This is a genomic window from Pedobacter metabolipauper (assembly GCF_004362715.1).
GTDB lineage: Bacteria > Bacteroidota > Bacteroidia > Sphingobacteriales > Sphingobacteriaceae > Pedobacter > Pedobacter metabolipauper.
This window is the reverse complement of record NZ_SNYC01000004.1, coordinates 141976-161736: the sequence shown is the minus strand read 5'-3', so window position 1 is coordinate 161736 and position 19761 is coordinate 141976. Positions and strand designations below refer to the sequence as shown.

Here is a 19761-nt window from a genome sequence, read left to right as displayed (position 1 = left end):
TTATTCTGTAAACCTGCATGTAAAAAGTGAACTCTAAAACCATTACTTAGTAAAGTCTGCTATTTACCGGGTATCCATACCTATTGAGATAGAATTTTTTTCACGGTGTATTAAACATCTGACAATTAAGGGCACATTAAAAGTATAAAAAACCTAAATTTGCGCTATAAACAAAAAAACGATGGATTTTAGAATAGAACACGATACGATGGGTGAAGTGAAAGTGCCTGCTGATAAATATTGGGGTGCTCAAACTGAACGTTCAAGAAATAACTTTAAAATTGGTCCGGAGGCTTCTATGCCAAAGGAGATCATACATGCATTTGGATATCTTAAAAAGGCTGCAGCTTTAGCCAATACTGAGCTTGGTGTTTTAACTGCTGAGAAGGCCGCATTAATTGCAAATGCTTGCGATGAGGTGATTGCCGGAAAACTGGATGATCAGTTTCCGCTTGTGATCTGGCAAACGGGATCTGGTACGCAAAGTAATATGAATGCCAATGAGGTCATTGCTTATCGTGCACATGTATTAAATGGTGGTGAACTGGGTGATGACAAGAAAGTTCTGCATCCAAATGATGATGTGAATAAATCTCAATCTTCTAATGATACCTATCCAACTGCAATGCATATTGCCGCATACAAACAAGCGGTTGAGATCACTATTCCGGGATTGGAGAAATTACGCGATACCTTAAGTGCAAAAGTTGCTGCGTTTAGCGGGATTGTTAAGACCGGCCGTACGCATTTTATGGATGCTACTCCGTTGACGCTTGGCCAGGAATTTTCTGGCTATGTTCAGCAAATAGATAATGGGATCAGGGCCGTGAAAAATGCATTGGTAATGATCACTGAACTGGCTCTAGGTGGTACAGCTGTTGGAACTGGTTTAAACACACCAAAAGGATATGATGTTTTGGTTGCTCAAAAAATTGCTGAGTTAACCGGTCTGCCTTTTGTTACTGCACCAAATAAATTTGAGGCTTTGGCTGCTCATGATGCAATGGTTGAGCTTTCTGCTGCTTATAAACGCAATGCCATTTCGTTAATGAAAATAGCAAATGATATCCGGATGCTAAGCTCTGGTCCGCGCTGCGGAATTGGTGAAATTATCATTCCTGATAATGAGCCGGGATCGTCAATTATGCCTGGTAAGGTTAATCCTACCCAGCCCGAGGCGCTTACCATGGTTTGTGCGCAGGTGATGGGTAATGATGTTACTGTAGGTATTGGTGCTAGTAACGGACATTTTGAATTGAATGTTTTTAAGCCTGTTATCGCGGCAAACGTACTTCAGTCGGGCAGATTACTAGGCGATGCCTGTGTTTCATTCAATGACAATTGTGCAGCGGGTATTCTTCCAAATTTACCGGAGATCAAAAAGCACCTTGAAAATTCATTGATGCTGGTTACGGCATTAAATCCACATGTTGGTTATGAGAATGCGGCTAAGATTGCTAAGAAAGCACATAAAGAAAATAAGACCTTACGTGAAACGTCTATAGAGCTTGGTTTATTGACCGGAGTACAGTTTGATGAGTGGGTAAAACCTGAAGATATGGTAGGAAGCTTAAAATAAGCATGGATAAATATCTTAACCAGTTTCTGCTGGTAATCTTGTTGTTCAGTTCATTTACCTTGTTACCGGCATGCAGAAGATTGCCGAATGTACAAGGGGAGGGATCGGCATTTTTGCAGGGTGTCTGGAACCAGGATCGTGTTTTGAATGCAGGTAATTTGTTGAGCTATACCCAGCATAAATTTAAGTTTACCTGCGATTCTTTTTATGTGGACTTAACCACTCATTCCAAGGTAAACTATTATGCAGACTCCTGCTTTAATAAAGGGGTATGGAAAGAACATGCGAAGGGTGTTTATGAAGTACGTTCAGACAGCCTTTTTTTGGAAGGTACTTATACCAAAGAAAATTACAAACAAAAGATCTCCGGATGTTACCAGATTGGACAATACATCAAGAGCTTTAAAGTTAAGCGGGGAGATTCTGCGTCCTTGTTTCTGGAAAGCACAGATAACCAGCGATCCATTGATCTTGTATTGAAAGAGAAGGTGGTGTGTAAACCCATGCAATTGTAAAAGACAAATTAGAAGTATAAAATGAAAAGAATCCAGGTTAATACCATTAAAATCATTGCCATTTGTATCATGGCTTACCTGCCTCTAACTTCAAGTGCCTGGGGGATGCTCGGACACCGGATTGTAGGACAAATTGCAGAGGAGCACCTGAGCATCAAGGCCCGTAAAGGTATCAAAAGCGTATTGGGCAATGAAAGCCTGGCTATGGCCAGCAACTGGGGAGATTTTATAAAGTCGAACCCGGCCTATAATTATTTGTACAACTGGCATTTTGTGAACCTGCCTGCCGATTTGGATCAGAAAGGAGTCTTTGATTTTCTTGAAAAAGATACCGCCGCAAATGTTTATAATAAAGTGCCTGCAATGGTTAAAGTTTTGAAGGATAAGCAAAGTACTGCAGATCAGAAAAAATTAGCTATGCGGCTATTGATCCATTTGGTGGGCGACTTAAATCAACCGATGCATACGGCGCGTAAGGAAGATCTTGGAGGAAACAGGGTTGTATTAACATGGTTTGGCGAAAAGTCTAATCTGCACCGCGTTTGGGATGAATCGCTGATTGGATACCAGCAGCTGAGTTATACTGAATATGCTGATGTGATCAATTTCCCGGCGAAAGCTCAATTGGAACAATGGAAGAATAATTCATTAAGAGATTTTGTATACGGATCTTATGTAGCTTGTAACCGCATCTATGCAGAAACTAAGGCAGATGATAAGCTAAGTTATAAGTACAACTATGATTTTGTAGATCTGTTGAACGAGCAGCTGTTAAAAGGAGGGATTTGCTTAGCAAATGTCCTTAACGATATTTATAAATAATTGAGAATGAATTTTAGTAATAACGCAAAGAGCGGCTCATCCAGAGCCGCTCCTTGCGTTATTACTATTTAAGTGTTAAACGCCGAATTCCTTATCCAGATATTCTGATACCTTACCAATTGCATTGTCGATCGTATCACTTAATATTGTGATAAATGATCCTGATTTTGCGGTAGCTATTAAATATTTCAGGCAATCGTCTCCATTATTATTGATAATGACCTCCATGCCCGGTTTAACTTCATTAATACCCTGTATAAGCAGATCAATCAGCTCCTGCTGTTCGCGGCCACGTAAATATTTTTCCTGACAAATGATTATTTTATCAAACATTTGTGCGGCAATGCGTGCTGTTTCTATAATGTCACCATCTCTTCTGTCGCCTGTACCTGATATTACACCAATATGCTCTGTAGCTTCTATGGTTTTGAGGTATGTTTTTATCCCGTTAAAGCCATCGGGGTTGTGTGCAAAATCAACAAGGATTTTAAATTCTTTAAATTTAAAGGTGTTCATTCTGCCCGGTGTTTGGGCTGCTGATGGAATAAATGTTTCCAGTGACATTTTGATGTCTTCGATCTTATATCCCCATAAGAAAGTAGAAAGGGTTGCTGCCAGTACATTCTGGATCATAAAATCAACACTTCCGCCAAAGGTTAGCGGGATGTGTGTAACTTTTTCAACCCGGATCTTCCAATCGCCTTTTTTAATGGTGATGTAACCGTTTTCATAAACAGCAGAGATTCCTCCTTTTTTGCTGTGCTCTACAATAACCGGATTTTTCTCATCCATGCTAAAGAAAGCAACATTACAATCTGCATTGGCTGCAATCTTAATGCAATACTTATTGTCTGCATTCAACACGGCCCATCCTGAACGTTTAACTGCGCCTATTACTACTGCCTTTACCCTGGAAAGATCGTCAAGCGTATCAATGTCAGAAATGCCTAAATGATCTTCCTGGATATTCGTTACTACGCCTATATCACATCTGTTAAAGCCGAGTCCGGCTCTCAAGATACCTCCACGGGCAGTTTCCAATACAGCAAATTCAACGGTAGGATCTCTTAAAATAAACTCTGTACTAACCGGGCCGGTTGTGTCGCCCTTCATCAGTAGTGTGTTTTGCACATAGATGCCATCTGAGGTTGTAAAACCTACCCGTGTTCCATTGCTCTTTACAATATGCGCAATTAGTCTCGTAGTTGTTGTTTTTCCATTCGTACCGGTAACTGCGATGATGGGGATCCTGGCGGATTTCCCCAGTGGATAAAGCATGTCTATCACAGGAGCAGCAACATTTCTCGGCAAACCTTCGCTTGGTGCCAGGTGCATTCTAAAACCAGGGGCTGCATTTACCTCAAGTACCACACCGCCGTTTTCTGGCAATGGTTGGGTCAGGTTTTCTGCCATGATGTCGATACCGCAGATGTCCAGTCCGATTATCCTGGAAATCCGTTCGCTGATAAACACATTTTGCGGATGAACCAGGTCTGTTACATCGATTGATGTGCCGCCAGTACTTAAATTGGCGGTAGATTTCAGATAAACGGTTTCTCCATTAGGAGCAATGGTATCCAATGTATACTGTTTCTTTTCCAGCAGATCCAGGGTATCCCGGTCAACAATGATCTCCGTTAATACATTTTCATGCCCATAGCCTCTTCTTGGGTCTTCATTTTCTTTATCGATAAGCTGCTGGATGGTACTGCTTCCATTGCCGGTAACATGGGCAGGAACGCGTAATGCTGCAGCCACCATTTTATGATCAATAACCAGGATCCTGAAATCGTATCCGGTTATAAATTTTTCAATGATAATCTTTCTGGAGTAGTTCTTAGCATATTCAAAGGCCGCGTAAGCAGCTTCATCTGTTTTTACATTGATTGATGCCCCTTTACCATGGTTTCCGTCCAATGGTTTAAATACGAGCGGATAGCCAACTTTTCTAATTGCATCCGGCAGGTCTTCAATTTCAGAGATGGTTACACCTTTTGCAACGGGTATTGCAGCATCTTGTAACAAACGTTTTGTTTCATCTTTATTACAGGCAATATCTACGGCGATGCTATTTGTTCTTTCGGTCATGGTGGCCCTAAAGCGAACCTGGTTTTTTCCATAGCCCAATTGAACCAGTGAACTTTTGTTTAATCTGATCCATGGGATATCCCTTGAGATTGCTTCGTCTACAATGGAACCTGTACTTGGGCCTAATCTTTCCAGTTCCCTTAACTCACGCATCCTCTGGATATCAGCCTCCAGATCGTATTCCAGATTATTGATCAATGCATCTGCAATCCTTACCGCTGCTTCGGCAGCATAAAGACCTGCCTTTTCTTCAGTATAGCTGAATACTACATTATAAATACCTTCTGTTTTTGTTTGCCTTGTTCTTCCAAAACCGGTATCCATGCCCGCCAGGGTTTGAATTTCCAGCGCGATGTGTTCAATCACATGTCCCATCCAGGTACCTTCATCTACCCGGCTTAGAAAACCTCCTGGTGCTCCTTTAGAGCAGCGGTGTGTGTATAAGCTGGGGATCAGCTTTTCTATACGTTCTCTAAATCCATCGATCACGTTTGTCGGGCTTTGTTCAAGTTCCTCCAGGTCTAAACGCATTTGGATCAATTTTTTTCTATTTATAGACCAGATGTTTGGTCCGCGAAGCACTTGTATGCCTAATATTTTCATTGATGTTTGTTTTTTATTCTTGTTTTAAGGTTAGGCTTCATAAGCCAGCACAATCAAAGAGAGGTAATTGCACCTGTTTTCTGCTTATCTATATCTACTTTAAATGGAAAGATCAAATTAGATATATTTCTTTAAATAAACGCATCTTCCCTATAAATGTTTTTTAACATCATTTGGGCAGGTAAAACAGTAAGTTTAATTGGGTAATTGTTGATAAGGTACTAATATTGATAAAAAAATCTAAAATATTTCACTATTGCATATATATTTGGAATTATTCGAAATATAATCACTTAAAATGACTCCGAAGGGTAAATTAATTATTATAGGGGGTGCAATAAATACCGGTAGTTTCACAGAGACACAGTTCGGGTTGCCCCAAAATATGAACTTTTTTGAAAGGGGTATTTTAAAGAAAATTACAATAGAGTCTGTCCACAATAAAGACTCCCGTTTTGAGATCATCACTACTGCATCTTTAATTCCTGAAAAAGTAGGGGAAGAGTATATCAAAGCTTTTTCACAGCTGGATGTACACAATGTTGGGGTTTTAGGAATCAATAACCGGGAACAAGCAAATTCAGCAGAGAATTGTGCACGCATCAAGGCTGCCGACGTTATTATTTTTACCGGTGGTGATCAGCTTCGTTTATCGTCCATTTTTGGAGGTACCTCTATTCATCAGATCCTGCTGGATAAATACCAGAACGAAGAGATTGTAATTGCAGGAACTTCTGCGGGTGCTGCGGCAAGCTCAAAGAACATGATCTATCAGGGAAGTAGTAAAGACGCGCTGTTAAAAGGCGAAGTAAAGATTACCGGCGGGCTGGGCTTCATCGATGGCGTTATCGTTGATACACACTTTGTACAGCGCGGAAGAATAGGCCGGCTTTTGTATGCTGCGGCAAGTAATCCTGGTATTTTGGGTATTGGCCTTGGCGAAGACACAGGTTTATATATATCTAATGGCAACAGGATGGAAGCAATTGGCAGCGGTATGGTTATACTGGTTGATGGCAGGCACATGGCGGATACCAATTTAACAGATGTCGAAATGGGCCAGCCGGTATCTATCAAAAATATGGTTGTGCATGTGATGTGCGATGGGGATATCTACGATCTTACTGACCATAAATTAACCATTCATCATCCTAAGTCGCTCCCTGTAAATTAATATGAAAGTAATCATCCACGGTGGATTTTTTAGTGAATCGGGTACCAACCAGGAGACCAAGAAGGCCAAACAAGATGCATTAGCTGCAATTGTTAGCGAGGCCTATACTTATCTTAAAGGGCATACAGCTTTAGAAACTGTAGTATATACTGTAAGCTTACTGGAAGATAATGAATTGTTTAATGCGGGGCTGGGTTCTCAGATACAAAGCGATGGAAAGGTTCGGTTGAGTGCATCGCTTATGGATGGTAAAACACAACGTTTCAGTGGTGTTATCAATATTGAAAATGTAAAAAACCCAGTGCAGGTATCCGAGAAACTTCTGGCTTGTGCAGACCGTGTACTTAGCGGTTCAGGAGCTGCTGCTTTTGCCCTTGATCATGGGTTTGAATACTTTGATCCGATCACTACACAAAGACAGGCAGAATATGAGGCTAAACTAAATCAGCAGGAGCGTAAGGGGACCGTTGGTTGCGTTGCGTTAGACCAGGACGGGAATTTGGCTGCAGCAACATCTACAGGGGGCAAGGGCTTCGAAATTCCATGCCGGGTTAGTGATTCTGCGACCGTAGCGGGAAATTTTGCGAATAATTTTGCAGCGATCTCCTGCACAGGTGTGGGCGAGGATATTGTAAATACAGCACTTGCTGCAAAAATTGTTACCCGGGTAACGGATGGATTTACTTTAAAGGAAGCAACTGAAAGATCTTTTAATGAATTGAAAACAATTGACGGCTTTGCAGGCGTAATCGGGATATCCGCAACTGGAGAAGTTTATCACCAGGATTCTCACCCCTACATGGTTTGGGCCTCTTTTGATGGTAGTTTACAGTTGTTTGCATAATTTTATTGTATCTTTATACAATGGATAAGCGCTTGTTAATTATTATTTTTCTTGGTTTTTTTAATCAGGCAATTTCGCAGACCCCTAGTTCACAACCGCAACAACCATCGGTAAGTCCGGGTGCAATCAATATTGTGGTTTCCAACCTGGAAGAGAATGAAGGAAATACTTATTTTGCTGAAGCGGAAAAGAACGAAAGAAGAGGTGAATATAATGAAGCCATCACTTTATTCGGAAAGGCTGCTTTCGAATACAACAGTGCCAAACAATTTTCAAGATATGCTGCTGCGCTTTTAAAACTCAGTAATGCGCACTACGCCCTTTCGCATTATACAGAAGCAGAACAGGTAGTGCTGAACGTAGCCCTAAAAACCTATTCGAAGATTGGCAGTAAAGCCGGCCAGATGGATTCTTATAAACAACTGGGTAAAATTTACCTGGCAGCGAATAAGTTTACACAATCCCTGTGGTTTTATACCCAGCAAGGGATTCTGGCCAAGCAAATTGGAAATAACTCCGCCTATATTGAATCGGTACTTGGTATTGCCAACGTGAAAATTAAGAAAAAAGAATATGTAATGGCATCCAGGGATATTAACCGGGCAGAGTTACTGGCTAAAGCAGCCGGCACCACAGCCTTTAGGGGCCAGATCAAAGAAGCCAGGTCCATGATCATTTCAAAAACAGGAAGTAAGAAATAATTTTAAAAGGCTTAATTGACGATTAAACGGAGCTGTTTTTTTAACTCGTTATTTAGTAGTTATTTAATTACTTTTGGTAAGTTTACAGAAAAGAGACAGTAATAATACTGTCTCTTTTCTGTTTATTTATGAAATTGGTATCATATTAGTGCATAATTATAAAATGGATTTTAAATTAGTAAAAGAGATGTTAAGAAGAATATTACTGGTAACCTTTACCGCCGCTGTACTTGCATGTCATGCATCACCAAAGACCCAGCCCATAGTTGATGGCGTAAGTAATATTGTGCCGGATGAAAAACAATCTTTAGTTTGCAAGGAGATTGTTGCGCTGATTGAAAACTATAATTATAAGAAGATAAAGATCACGGATTCGATTTCTTCCATTATTCTTGATAAATATATAAAGGACCTGGATCCATCAAGATATTACTTCTTAGAATCTGATATTAAAGATTTTGAAAAGTTTAGATATGAGCTTGATGACGATTTTAGAAACGGTGATCTTAGTGCGCCTTTTTATATTTTTAATATGTACCTAAAACGGTATAATGAATGGATCAGCTATGGATTAAGCCAGATAAAATCATCTTATGATTTTAATCAGAATGATACATATGTGTTCGATCGCGAAAATATGCCATGGAGTACTTCTGTTTCAGACTTAAATTCCATTTGGAAGAAAAGGGTAAAATATGAGTTGGTTAACCTTAAAATTTCAGGTACAGCTCCAGAGAAGAATGTTGAGGGGCTTACTAAAAGATATGAGAACTTAAGGGTTCAGGCTTCAAAAATCAATAATCAGGATGTTTTTCAACTGATTATGGATGCATTTACTGAAACCATAGATCCGCATACCAATTATTTTAATCCAACAAATGCCCAGGCTTTTACGGAAGATATGGCACGTTCTTTTGAGGGGATTGGCGCAAGACTGCAACTGGAGAATGAGATCCTTAAAATTGGCGAGATCATTCCGGGCGGACCTGCTTTTAAAAGTAAATTGTTAACCACTGGCGACCGTATTATTGGTGTTGCTCAGGGAAGTGCTGAATTTGAAGATATTACCGGTTGGAGAATTGAAAACTCTGTTGCTAAAATTAAAGGACCTAAGGGTACTAAAGTACGCCTGAAAATTATTCCTGTTGGTCAGGATGTATCGTCTAAACCCGTCATCATTGAATTGACCCGTGAAAAGATCGTTATGGAAGAGCAGTCTGCTAAAAAGACAGTTAAATCCATTCAGTCAAACGGCAAGCCGTATAAAATAGGGATCATTACTGTACCTGCATTTTATGCAGATGTTAATGCTGCAAGAAATGGTGATAAGAATTATAAGAGTACTACGAGGGATGTAAGGCTATTGATTGATACACTAAAGAACAAAGATCATGTGGATGCTATTGTGATGGATCTAAGGGCTAATGGCGGAGGTTCTTTAACGGAAGCGATTGACCTTACTGGTTTGTTTATTGATAAAGGTCCGGTGGTTCAGGTTAAGGATCTTAAAAATGAAGTTGATGTTAGTGAAGATACAAATCCGGGCGTTGCGTGGGATGGACCATTTGGGGTTATGATCGACCGTTTAAGTGCATCGGCTTCAGAAATCTTTGCAGGTGCGATACAAGATTATGGCCGCGGCATCATTATGGGAACTCAAACCTATGGTAAAGGAACAGTACAATCATCTATCAGAATGGATGATGTTGTTAACCCATCTATCTTACAAAAATTAGCGATGCTTGTTGGTAAAACCGGAGGTGCTGGCTCTTCTGCGCAAGCACAGCCACAGTTAGGGATCATTAACTTAACGATGGCAAAGTTCTATCGCGTAACAGGCAGTAGTACACAGCACAAAGGTGTAATGCCAGACATTGCATTTCCGTCTTTATATCCTATGGATAAGATTGGAGAGGATACGGAGAAATCTGCATTGCCATGGGATGAGGTAGGGAAGTCTAAGTTCATTCCTGTTGCCAACCTAAGTACAATTAAGCCTGAATTGATTAAACTACACCGGGATAGAATGGCCAAATCTTTAGATTATAAAATTCTGGAACAGGATCTTGCTGATGCTAAAAAGCGTGAAGGAGAAGTTTCGGTAACCTTAAATGAAGCGAAACTGAAAGCAGAGCGGGATAGCCTGGAAGCAAAAGCATTGGCAAAGACCAACCAGCTTAGGGCTTCAAGAGGTTTAGCTGCGCTTAAAAAAGGAGATAAGATTACAAAAGAAGAAAGCTTTGATTTTGTAGAAGATGAAAGCCTGAAAATAATGGCTGATTTTATGCAGATCCAAAAATAAAAAGGTTATAAATCAGAGAAAGGGATTGCAGTTTATGTAATCCCTTTTTTTGTGGCGTAGAATTTAAATATCGGGCATAGATATTGTAATAGCCATGGTCATCTAACTAATAATTTGATTTATGAATGTAAAACGTACTTTCGGAACTATCCTTACCATTTTAGGGATTATAGGACTTATTTATGCTGGATATGGTTTTGTTCAGCATTCGATACAAACTCGTGAACTCCTTGTAATTGGTATTATAGGAATTATATTCTTTGTGTCGGGAATTGGGCTGGTAAAGAATACTAAAGACGAAGCTTAATTGCTTTCTAATGCGATGCGGCCATTTCCGGAAAATTGAAGTTGATTTTCCGGAAAATCTGCATTGGTTAAAGACTTTATCTTTTTAAATGCACTGAAGGTGGTATCTAGCGTTAGGCGGTTTATTTTATCCTGTTTAACAGAAACTATGTCTGCAAAAAGAAAATTTCCCTGCCTGTTTATTTTAAGCTGCAGCAGCGGCGCAAAGCCATTGGATCCTTTCAGGCTAAACATGCCGTACGTACAGAAGTTACCCAGACTATAAGCAATAAATTTGTTTTTATATACTTCAACTGCACGGGTAACATGCGGACCGTGCCCCAATACCACATCTGCGCCGGCATCGATAACCCCATGTGCAAAAGCATATACGTTACCCCTGTTCTCCTGATAAAAGATTTCATTTTTTCTTGGTACATGCTCAAATTTAGCACCTTCTCCACCACCATGAAAAGAGACAATAACAATATCTGCCTGCTTCTTTAATTCAGCAACCAATAGTTTTGCGCTGTCAATCTTATTAATCGACATTGTGTTTTCATTGGGTGCAAATGCACAGAATGCATAGGTAATGCTATCCTTTGTAAATATTGAAAAAGGATGGGTCTGTAAACCGGCGTAGTTTATCGCCAGAGAATCCAGAATCGTGGTAGTTCGCTGGCGACCGTTTAATCCGAAATCACCAACGTGGTTATTTGCCAGGCTTAATACGTTGAACCCTGCATTTTTAATGATGCCGGCATAACGCTCAGGGACTTTAAATGCATAGCAGCTGGTGCTATTTGGATCTTTGCATTTGGTGGATCTGCCATTATTTAAAAAGCAGCCTTCGAGATTGGCAAATACAATATCTCCTTTTAAAAAAGTGTCTACTTCTTTAAAGCTGTGAATGGCATCATCTGCGGGAAGATTTGAAGCGGATGGGTAAGATGAACCCAGCATGATATCGCCAACGCCTATGATCGATATGGTGTCGTTTAGGAGCGCAGGTGTATCAATCAGGATGTTGCTTTGAGGTATGGTATTGGTATTGCCCATCCTGCAGCTTAGCAGAACTAAGAAGCCGGCAATAGTAAAGAGACCTGTATTTAAAAATTTCAATCGGGGTTATTCTTCAATAAGATCGTTTTTAACCGCATCAATTATTCTACCGCCTTTATAGAAGTATCTGGAATAATAAGGTTCGTTTAAATTACTGATTACGACGCCGCGGGTTGAAGAAGCATGTGCAAAACGATTATCACCTAAATAAATTCCAATGTGGGTAATGCTTCTGCTCTTTATTTTAAAGAATACCAGGTCGCCTTCTTTAAGTTCATCTTTAGGCAATGGATTTACCATGCTGAAGATATCGCGTGAATTTCTGAGTATGGTAGTGTTGAAAACTTTATCGTAAATGGCCTTGGTAAAAGCCGAACAATCGATGCCTTTTTTTGTATTTCCACCAAAACGGTAAGGTGTTCCAATCCATTCATAAATGAATTTATAAAGCTTAATATTAGATGTTGCATCAACAGCAACGCCCATTACCTGCGAAAAATATTGTGAGGCTAAGTTGTCCGGGTCTTCTAATTTATTAGTTTCTTTTGTTTTTGTTTGTGCGTTTAACGCAGAGATGCTGCACAATACAATTATAGTAGACAACAAAAACTTTTTTATCATGTTATACTGTTAAGTTTGGGTTATAGGCACTTACACTTAAACGTACACCACCAGGGGCTTATTGTTTGAATGGCAAACATATAAAATTTAGAAGTGTTATCCAAATGTCATCTGCATATTGTTGGAAGTTATTAACATTTTGCGCTTAAAGATTTGTTGATAACCTTATGCATTTAATTTGTGTTGTAACCTTAGTGTGCATTTTACATCATTTCTCTTCGAATTGTTGCAATAAAAAAGTAGATTTGCTCTCGTAAATAAAAATCAACACCCAACAATGAGTGCAGTAGAAATTAATAAAGATACCTATCTGAAGTGGTTTGAGTCGATGTTGCTGATGCGCAAGTTCGAAGAAAAAACTGGTCAACTTTACGGACAGCAAAAGATCCGTGGATTTTGTCATTTATATATCGGCCAGGAGGCTGTTGTAGCGGGAGCAATCTCTGCATTACAACCTGAGGATTCCATGATCACTGCGTATCGTGACCATGCTCATGCCCTTGCAAAAGGCGTTAGTGCGAATAGCATTATGGCTGAAATGTACGGTAAGGCTACTGGTTGTTCTAAAGGTAAAGGCGGATCAATGCACATGTTTAGTAAAGAGCATAATTTTTACGGCGGACATGGTATTGTTGGAGGTCAGATTCCATTAGGTGCAGGAATTGCATTTGCTGAAAAATTTAAAGGCACAAAAAATCTGAATGTTTGTTACATGGGTGACGGAGCAGTTCGTCAGGGTGCTTTGAACGAGGCATTTAACATGGCTATGTTGTGGAAATTACCTGTCATATTTGTTTGTGAAAACAATGGATATGCGATGGGAACTTCTGTGGAGCGTACTACAAACATGACTGATATTTATAAAATAGGTTTAGGTTTTGACATGCCTTGCGCACCGGTTGACGGTATGGATCCTGTTGCTGTTCACAATGCAATGGATGAAGCTGCTCAACGTGCAAGAAATGGTGAAGGACCAACATTCCTTGAAATGAGAACGTACCGTTACCGCGGACATTCCATGTCTGACCCAGCTAAATACCGTACAAAAGACGAATTAGAAGAATATAAAGCTAAAGATCCTATTGAAGCGGTTAGAGAAGTAATTCTTAAAGAAAAATATGCAGATGAGGCATGGATCGAGGAGATCGAGAATAAAGTAAAACAGATTGTTGATGAGTCTGTAAAATTTGCTGAAGAGTCTCCATGGCCTGAAGCATCAGAACTATATACTGATGTTTATGTGCAACAAGACTATCCATACATACAAGATTAATTTAGAACCCGTTTCAATAGATATATTATAGAATGGCTGAAATAGTTAGAATGCCCAAAATGAGCGATACCATGACCGAAGGGGTAATGGCTAAGTGGCATAAAAAAGTTGGCGATAAAGTTAAAAGCGGTGATGTTATGGCCGAAGTGGAAACCGACAAGGCAACCATGGATTTAGAATCATATTGGGATGGTACTGTTTTATACATTGGTGTAGAAGAGGGTAAAGCTGTTCCTGTTGATGCTGTTATTGCTGTTATTGGTAAAGAAGGCGAAGATTATAAAGCGGCTCTTGATGCTGAAACTGGCAGTACTCCTGCTAAAGAAGACAAAACAGCAGATAAACCTGCAGATGAGGCTGCTCCGGCACCGGCTGCTGCAGGATTAACGGATGCTGACATTGAGAAAATGGGTGTTACCGTAGTTCGTATGCCTTTATTAAGCGATACCATGACTGAAGGCGTAATTGCTGAATGGCATAAGAAAGTTGGCGATAAAGTAAAGGATGATGATATTCTTGCTGATGTAGAAACCGATAAGGCAACTATGGAAGTAATGGGATATGCTGAAGGAACTTTATTACACATTGGTGTTGAAAAAGGTCAGGCTGCGAAAGTAAACGGGATCATTGCCATTGTTGGACCAGAAGGAACAGACATTAGCGGAATTCTTAGCCAGGGCGATGCACCTGCTAAACCGGCAGCTGATCAGAAATCTGATGCTCCTGTTGCCGAAAAAACTGCTGCACCAAGCACTGAAAGCTCTTCTGAAAAAGAAGAAGTATCTGCTGATGGAAGCCGTGTTAAAGCGTCTCCATTAGCCAAAAGAATTGCTAAAGAAAAAGGAATTGACCTTAAACAGGTTTCAGGTAGTGCTGATGGCGGAAGGATCATTAAGAAAGATATAGAGAATTTTAAACCAGCTGAAAAAGCGGCTCCTGCATCAGCATCTGCTGCACCTGCAGAGAAAGCTGCTGCTCCGCTTCCGGTTTATGTTGGCGAAGAGAAATTCACAGAGAAGCCTGTTACTCAAATGCGTAAGGTAATTGCAAAACGATTATCTGAAAGCTTATTCACTGCTCCGCATTTCTACTTAACCATGAGCATTGATATGGATGGCGCTATAGCTGCCCGTACTAAAATGAATGAATTTGCCCCGGTTAAAATATCATTCAATGATTTGGTATTGAAAGCGGTTGCAATTGCATTAAAACAACATCCAAATGTGAACTCATCATGGTTGGGAGATAAGATCCGTTACAATGAACATGTTAATATTGGTGTTGCTGTAGCTGTAGAGGATGGCTTATTGGTGCCTGTTGTTCGTTTTGCAGATGGTAAATCACTATCCCGCATTTCTGCAGAGGTTAAAGACTTTGCACAACGTGCCAAGGCCAAGAAATTGCAACCTGCAGATTGGGAAGGTTCTACATTTACCATCTCTAATTTAGGCATGTTTGGAATCGATGAATTTACAGCGATCATTAACCCGCCGGATGCATGTATCCTTGCTGTTGGTGGTATATCACAAGTGCCTGTTGTTAAAAATGGTGCTGTTGTTCCGGGAAATGTGATGAAAGTTACGTTGAGCTGTGATCACCGTGTGGTAGATGGTGCTACTGGTTCTGCATTTTTGCAAACCTTAAAAGCACTATTAGAAGAACCTGTAAGGTTATTGATCTAACGGTTGTCCGAATAAAATTTAGTAAAGGTTGTCTGTGTAATGCAGACAACCTTTTTTATGCCTGTTAGTTTTTGTACTTTTGCACCCATGTCGAATATTAAGCCTTCTTTAGCAAAAGGAACCCGGGATTTTTCTCCACAGGAAATGGTTAAACGTAATTATATTTTTGATACCATTAAAAAGGTATTTAAGAAATATGGTTATGCAGAAATACAAACCCCTTCCATGGAAAATCTGTCTACTTTAACCGGTAAATATGGGGATGAAGGCGATAAACTGATCTTTAAGATCCTGAACTCAGGAGATTATCTTTCTAAGGCAAACCCGGGTCACCTCTCGGCCATGAACTCCAATGGACTGATCTCATCCATTAGTGAAAAAGCATTGCGTTACGACCTTACTGTTCCATTTGCACGTTACGTGGTAATGCACCAAAATGACATTGCCCTTCCGTTTAAACGTTTTCAGGTACAGCCGGTATGGCGGGCAGACCGTCCGCAGAAAGGCCGTTACCGTGAATTTTATCAGTGTGATGTGGATGTGGTTGGCTCTGAAAGTTTACTGAATGAAGCAGAGTTTATACTGATCTATCAGGAAGCACTGAGTAATTTGGGAATGACAGATTTTACCATTAAGATCAATAACCGCAAGATCTTATCCGGAATTGCAGAGATCATCGGAAAGCCTGAACTTATTGTAGATATGACCGTTGCGATTGACAAGCTGGATAAGATTGGGCTGGACGGTGTAGCTAAAGAATTGCTGGAACGTGGCTTTACTGCGGCAGATATTGATCAGTTGAAACCTGTTATTTTGCTGGAAGGATCGAATCAGCAAAAGCTCGAAAGTTTAAAGCAGGTGCTTTCGGCTTCCGCTACGGGTTTAAAGGGAATTGAGGAAATTGAAAAGGTATTTGTCTATGTTCAAACCTTATTAAGCAGCAGTACAATTAAACAGCCTGATCTGGAACTGGATATTACGCTGGCACGTGGTTTAAATTATTATACCGGGTGTATTTTTGAGGTAAAAACGAATGAAGCTGCCATGGGCAGTATAGGCGGTGGCGGTCGTTATGATGATCTTACCGGAATGTTTGGATTAAAAGGACTAACAGGTGCAGGTATTTCCTTTGGAGCAGATCGCATATATGATGTATTGCAGGAATTAGGTCTGTTTCCTGAGACTGTAGCAGCAGGTACAAAGGTGCTGATCAGTAATTTTGATGCAGAAGCCGAGCTTTATGCTTTACCTCTGTTACAGAGGCTTAGAGAGGCTGATATACCGGCAGAACTTTATCCTTCATCATCAAAGCTTAAAAAACAAATGAGTTATGCAGATGCCAAAGCTATTCCATACGTGATCCTGATTGGTAGTGACGAAATGCAGAGCAATAACCTGACCTTAAAAAATATGCAGTCCGGAGATCAGCAGAAGCTTACTGCTGATGAGATCATCGGATTGTTAAAGGCTGAGACCTTGGCCAGCTAATTGGCTAAGATCTCAGTTAAAAATAATTTCATATGTTCCCATGATCTTTTGGCAGCAAGTTCATTATATGCGGCTCCTTTAGCATTGTCATTACCTGCCTCCGGTTCCGTAAAAGCATGTACAGCATTTGCATAATAGATCATTTGCCAATCTGCTTTTGCATCTCTCATCTCTTGTTGAAAAGCCTGAACTTGTGCGGGTGGTACCGAAGGATCATCTGCACCATGAAGTACCAATACTTTTTGAGTAATTGCATTTGCTGTACGCGATGCTTCTTTTCCGAGTCCGCCATGAAAAGAAACCACCCCTCTAACCGGGAAGTTTGCCCTTGCTGCTTCTAGTGCACCGGTACCTCCAAAGCAATAGCCAATTACGACGATTCTGGATGCATCGGCACCTGCTTTTATTAATTCTTCCATGGCCACTTTGATCCGCTGCTGGTATTCCTGGAAGTTCTTTTTATAATAGCCAGACTTTTCGCCAGCACTTTTAGCATCTACAGGGTAATTGCCTTCGCCATATATATCTGCAACAAAAGCATAATAACCCAGCTTTGATAGCTCTTCTGCTACCTTTTTAGAATGATTGTCAATTCCTTTCCACGCCGGTAATATAAGTATTCCCGCTTTTTTCATCCCCGATTTTGAGGGACTCATAGAAAATCCATTTAATTTTTGGTTGCCATCTTTATAAGAAACAGGCTTAAGCTGGGCATAGCCGTTAACAGTTAAAACCGTAAGTATGCAAATAAGAAGTTTTTTCATGAATGTATAAGTTAATGCGAATGACTGTCAATTATTGTGCCTTCATATACGACAGCAGGTTTTTTGCGGCTTTCTTCCTGATCTTATTCTTTATAAATGGTGTCCAGCCCAATAGTAGTCCGGGTAATCCCAATGCTTGTTTTGCCCAGATATAAAAATTAAAGTTATCTTTATGACTGATTATTTTTCCATCCTTAAGAATAAAGGATGCTTTAATTTTATTCAGCACTTTTCGTCCGGTAACAGAGAAGGTGTATGCCGCTTGCCAATCTGCAGTTGCAGTATGCTCGTCTGCATAGATATTACTGAATTTAATTTCCAGATCCTTTCCGCTTTTAATGAGCATGGCCCACATGGACCGAACCTGTTTTGTGTCCAGATCTTTAAATACAGCGTCGCTAAAATCAGCCTCCTCAGCATAGCATTCCTGCATGCCTGAAATGTCTTTATGTTTAAAGCAGGTATAGAAATGCTGGATAAGTTTTTCGTTCGTATTCATATACCAATATAGCAAACAAAGCAACATTTCCGGTGTTAAAACAATATAAATCAATAATTATGAAGGCAGTTTGGAAGGGGTCTATCGGATTTGGACTGGTAAATATACCAATACGTCTTTTCTCTGCAGTGCAGAACAGTAACCTGGATCTGGATATGCTGGATGGAAAGGACCATTCAAAGATCAAGTTTCAGCGGATCAATGAGAATACCGGGAAAGTTGTTCCTTATGAGCGGATTGTCAAAGGATTTCTGCTCCGCGATAAATATGTGATACTAGACGATGATGATTATGAAGATGCCAGTCCTGAAAAGAGCAAAATGATCGAACTGGAAAATTTTGTGGATATCGATGAGATCAATCCTATTTATTACGAGTCCTCTTATTATGCAGAACCAGAGAAACAAGGTCAAAAAGCATATGCCTTATTGCTCAAGGCACTGATCAAATCAAATAAAGCAGGCGTAGCACGCTTTGTGCTTAGAAGTACGGAGAATTTATGTGTAATCCATCCTATGGATGAGATTATCGTGGTTACAAAGATCCGGTTTCCGGAAGAGATCCGTTCTCATGAAGAGATTGAAGTTCCTTCTTTAGCGGCCATCAGTAAGAAAGAACTGGATGTAGGTTTAGCACTTATTAAACAATATACTTCTGATTTCGATATTACAGGCTTCCATGATGAATACAGTAAAGAACTGCTTCGCATCATTAAGGCTAAAGCTAAGGGTAAGCGTGCAACTGTAAAGAAACTAAAGCCAAGAGAAGAATTAAGTGATGATCTCTATGGTCAGCTGATGAAAAGCCTGGGTAAGAAAGGGGCTTAACGATTAGTAGGTTTTTCCTGCCAGAATACCTTCTATGCGATCTAAAAGATCATCAATATCGAACGGCTTGGCTAAAAATCCATTTGGTTTGAAATCACCGTGTTCTACGTTTTGTGCAGTATAACGTGCAGAGATCATCAATACCGGAATAAGCTCTGTAGTTTCATTAGACCTCAGTTCTGATAATAATTCCCGGCCGTCACCGTCAGGAAGCATAATGTCTAAAATGATAAGATCTGGTTTAAACTGGTCTATATGCGGCATCATATCTACACTTTTATTGAGACCGGTAACTTTATATGCCTCACTTTGCAGGATCAAAGTGATCACATCTAAAATAGCGTGATTGTCTTCAATAACAAGAATGTTCTTATAAACTGTATCGCTTTTTGCCAAAATCGAGTTATAATTAGAATGCAAATATATTAAGTTGTTTGGTTTGTTCATAGTTTATTTAAAATTTATAAACAATAAATCAAATTGTGTGTCATTTATTTTACAAATTTTGGATACCTGCCGGCCTATGTTAAATTAATGTTATTCAATTTGAAACCTTTTGCACTTTTTGCAGTCTTATATATAGTTTTTAGTTTTAGGTTAGGTAGAGGTACAGTTGTGGCGGCTGTACCTCT

17 protein-coding genes are annotated in these 19761 nt (G+C 39.9%); 11 read left to right on the top strand and 6 right to left on the bottom strand.

Features of this window, described 5'->3' with window-relative positions; genetic code table 11:
* The first annotated feature begins 181 nt into the window (after positions 1 to 181).
* The 3 genes from fumC to ATK78_RS07280 are packed head-to-tail and all read left to right on the top strand — an operon-like array spanning position 182 to position 2916.
* Positions 182 to 1579, top strand: a complete 1398-nt coding sequence (gene fumC / locus ATK78_RS07290; RefSeq protein WP_133575437.1) for a class II fumarate hydratase — start codon at positions 182 to 184, stop codon at positions 1577 to 1579.
* Between the two features lie 2 nt (positions 1580 to 1581).
* Positions 1582 to 2094: a fumarate hydratase gene (locus ATK78_RS07285; protein ID WP_243732473.1), complete on the top strand. Its 513-nt coding sequence runs from the start codon at positions 1582 to 1584 to the stop codon at positions 2092 to 2094.
* A 21-nt stretch (positions 2095 to 2115) separates the two neighbouring features.
* Complete coding sequence (locus ATK78_RS07280) at positions 2116 to 2916, top strand: S1/P1 nuclease (protein ID WP_243732472.1); 801 nt, start codon at positions 2116 to 2118, stop codon at positions 2914 to 2916.
* Positions 2917 to 2991: 75 nt separating this feature from the next.
* Here ATK78_RS07280 and cphA read toward each other — a convergent pair whose 3' ends face one another.
* The gene (cphA, locus tag ATK78_RS07275) at positions 2992 to 5607 is read right to left on the bottom strand and encodes a cyanophycin synthetase (protein WP_133575436.1); all 2616 of its coding nucleotides are present in this window, start codon (positions 5605 to 5607) and stop codon (positions 2992 to 2994) included.
* A gap of 298 nt (positions 5608 to 5905) precedes the next feature.
* Between cphA and ATK78_RS07270 the strand changes: the two genes are divergently transcribed.
* The 4 genes from ATK78_RS07270 to ATK78_RS07255 all read left to right on the top strand — a co-directional run bounded on the left by ATK78_RS07270 (position 5906) and on the right by ATK78_RS07255 (position 10628).
* The gene (locus tag ATK78_RS07270; protein WP_133575435.1) at positions 5906 to 6781 is read left to right on the top strand and encodes a cyanophycinase; all 876 of its coding nucleotides are present in this window, start codon (positions 5906 to 5908) and stop codon (positions 6779 to 6781) included.
* A 1-nt stretch (position 6782) separates the two neighbouring features.
* A complete protein-coding gene (locus ATK78_RS07265; RefSeq protein ID WP_133575434.1) occupies positions 6783 to 7625 on the top strand; it encodes an isoaspartyl peptidase/L-asparaginase in 843 nt (280 codons plus the stop codon).
* 20 nt (positions 7626 to 7645) lie between these two features.
* On the top strand, positions 7646 to 8326 hold the full coding sequence (locus tag ATK78_RS07260) for a tetratricopeptide repeat protein (protein ID WP_133575433.1): 681 nt from the start codon (positions 7646 to 7648) through the stop codon (positions 8324 to 8326).
* 187 nt (positions 8327 to 8513) lie between these two features.
* Positions 8514 to 10628 carry a carboxy terminal-processing peptidase gene (locus ATK78_RS07255; protein ID WP_243732471.1) on the top strand — a complete coding sequence of 705 codons (2115 nt, stop codon included), beginning with the start codon at positions 8514 to 8516 and terminating at the stop codon, positions 10626 to 10628.
* Between the two features lie 303 nt (positions 10629 to 10931).
* On the opposite strand, the gene ATK78_RS07245 is transcribed toward ATK78_RS07255, so the two are convergent.
* Positions 10932 to 12035, bottom strand: a complete 1104-nt coding sequence (locus ATK78_RS07245) for a CapA family protein (RefSeq protein WP_243732470.1) — start codon at positions 12033 to 12035, stop codon at positions 10932 to 10934.
* 6 nt (positions 12036 to 12041) lie between these two features.
* Positions 12042 to 12596 carry a C40 family peptidase gene (locus tag ATK78_RS07240; protein WP_133575430.1) on the bottom strand — a complete coding sequence of 185 codons (555 nt, stop codon included), beginning with the start codon at positions 12594 to 12596 and terminating at the stop codon, positions 12042 to 12044.
* A 277-nt stretch (positions 12597 to 12873) separates the two neighbouring features.
* Here ATK78_RS07240 and pdhA point away from each other — a divergent pair, with 277 nt between their 5' ends.
* The 3 genes from pdhA to hisS all read left to right on the top strand — a co-directional run bounded on the left by pdhA (position 12874) and on the right by hisS (position 17039).
* Complete coding sequence (pdhA, locus tag ATK78_RS07235; RefSeq protein WP_133575429.1) at positions 12874 to 13869, top strand: pyruvate dehydrogenase (acetyl-transferring) E1 component subunit alpha; 996 nt, start codon at positions 12874 to 12876, stop codon at positions 13867 to 13869.
* A gap of 32 nt (positions 13870 to 13901) precedes the next feature.
* The gene (locus ATK78_RS07230; protein ID WP_133575428.1) at positions 13902 to 15551 is read left to right on the top strand and encodes a pyruvate dehydrogenase complex dihydrolipoamide acetyltransferase; all 1650 of its coding nucleotides are present in this window, start codon (positions 13902 to 13904) and stop codon (positions 15549 to 15551) included.
* Positions 15552 to 15638: 87 nt separating this feature from the next.
* Positions 15639 to 17039, top strand: coding sequence for a histidine--tRNA ligase (gene hisS, locus ATK78_RS07225; RefSeq protein WP_133575427.1), 1401 nt, complete (start codon positions 15639 to 15641; stop codon positions 17037 to 17039).
* Here the strand turns inward: hisS and ATK78_RS07220 are convergent.
* Both ATK78_RS07220 and ATK78_RS07215 read right to left on the bottom strand, forming a co-directional pair.
* Positions 17036 to 17803, bottom strand: coding sequence for a dienelactone hydrolase family protein (locus ATK78_RS07220; protein WP_133575426.1), 768 nt, complete (start codon positions 17801 to 17803; stop codon positions 17036 to 17038). The two genes, hisS and ATK78_RS07220, sit on opposite strands and share 4 nt — an antisense overlap.
* Positions 17804 to 17834: 31 nt before the next feature.
* A complete protein-coding gene (locus tag ATK78_RS07215) occupies positions 17835 to 18302 on the bottom strand; it encodes a nuclear transport factor 2 family protein (RefSeq protein ID WP_133575425.1) in 468 nt (155 codons plus the stop codon).
* Between the two features lie 59 nt (positions 18303 to 18361).
* Between ATK78_RS07215 and ku the strand changes: the two genes are divergently transcribed.
* Positions 18362 to 19129, top strand: coding sequence for a non-homologous end joining protein Ku (ku, locus tag ATK78_RS07210; protein WP_133575424.1), 768 nt, complete (start codon positions 18362 to 18364; stop codon positions 19127 to 19129).
* Between the two features lie 3 nt (positions 19130 to 19132).
* Here the strand turns inward: ku and ATK78_RS07205 are convergent, their stop codons facing one another.
* Positions 19133 to 19525 carry a response regulator transcription factor gene (locus ATK78_RS07205; protein ID WP_243732469.1) on the bottom strand — a complete coding sequence of 131 codons (393 nt, stop codon included), beginning with the start codon at positions 19523 to 19525 and terminating at the stop codon, positions 19133 to 19135.
* Positions 19526 to 19761: the final 236 nt, after the last annotated feature.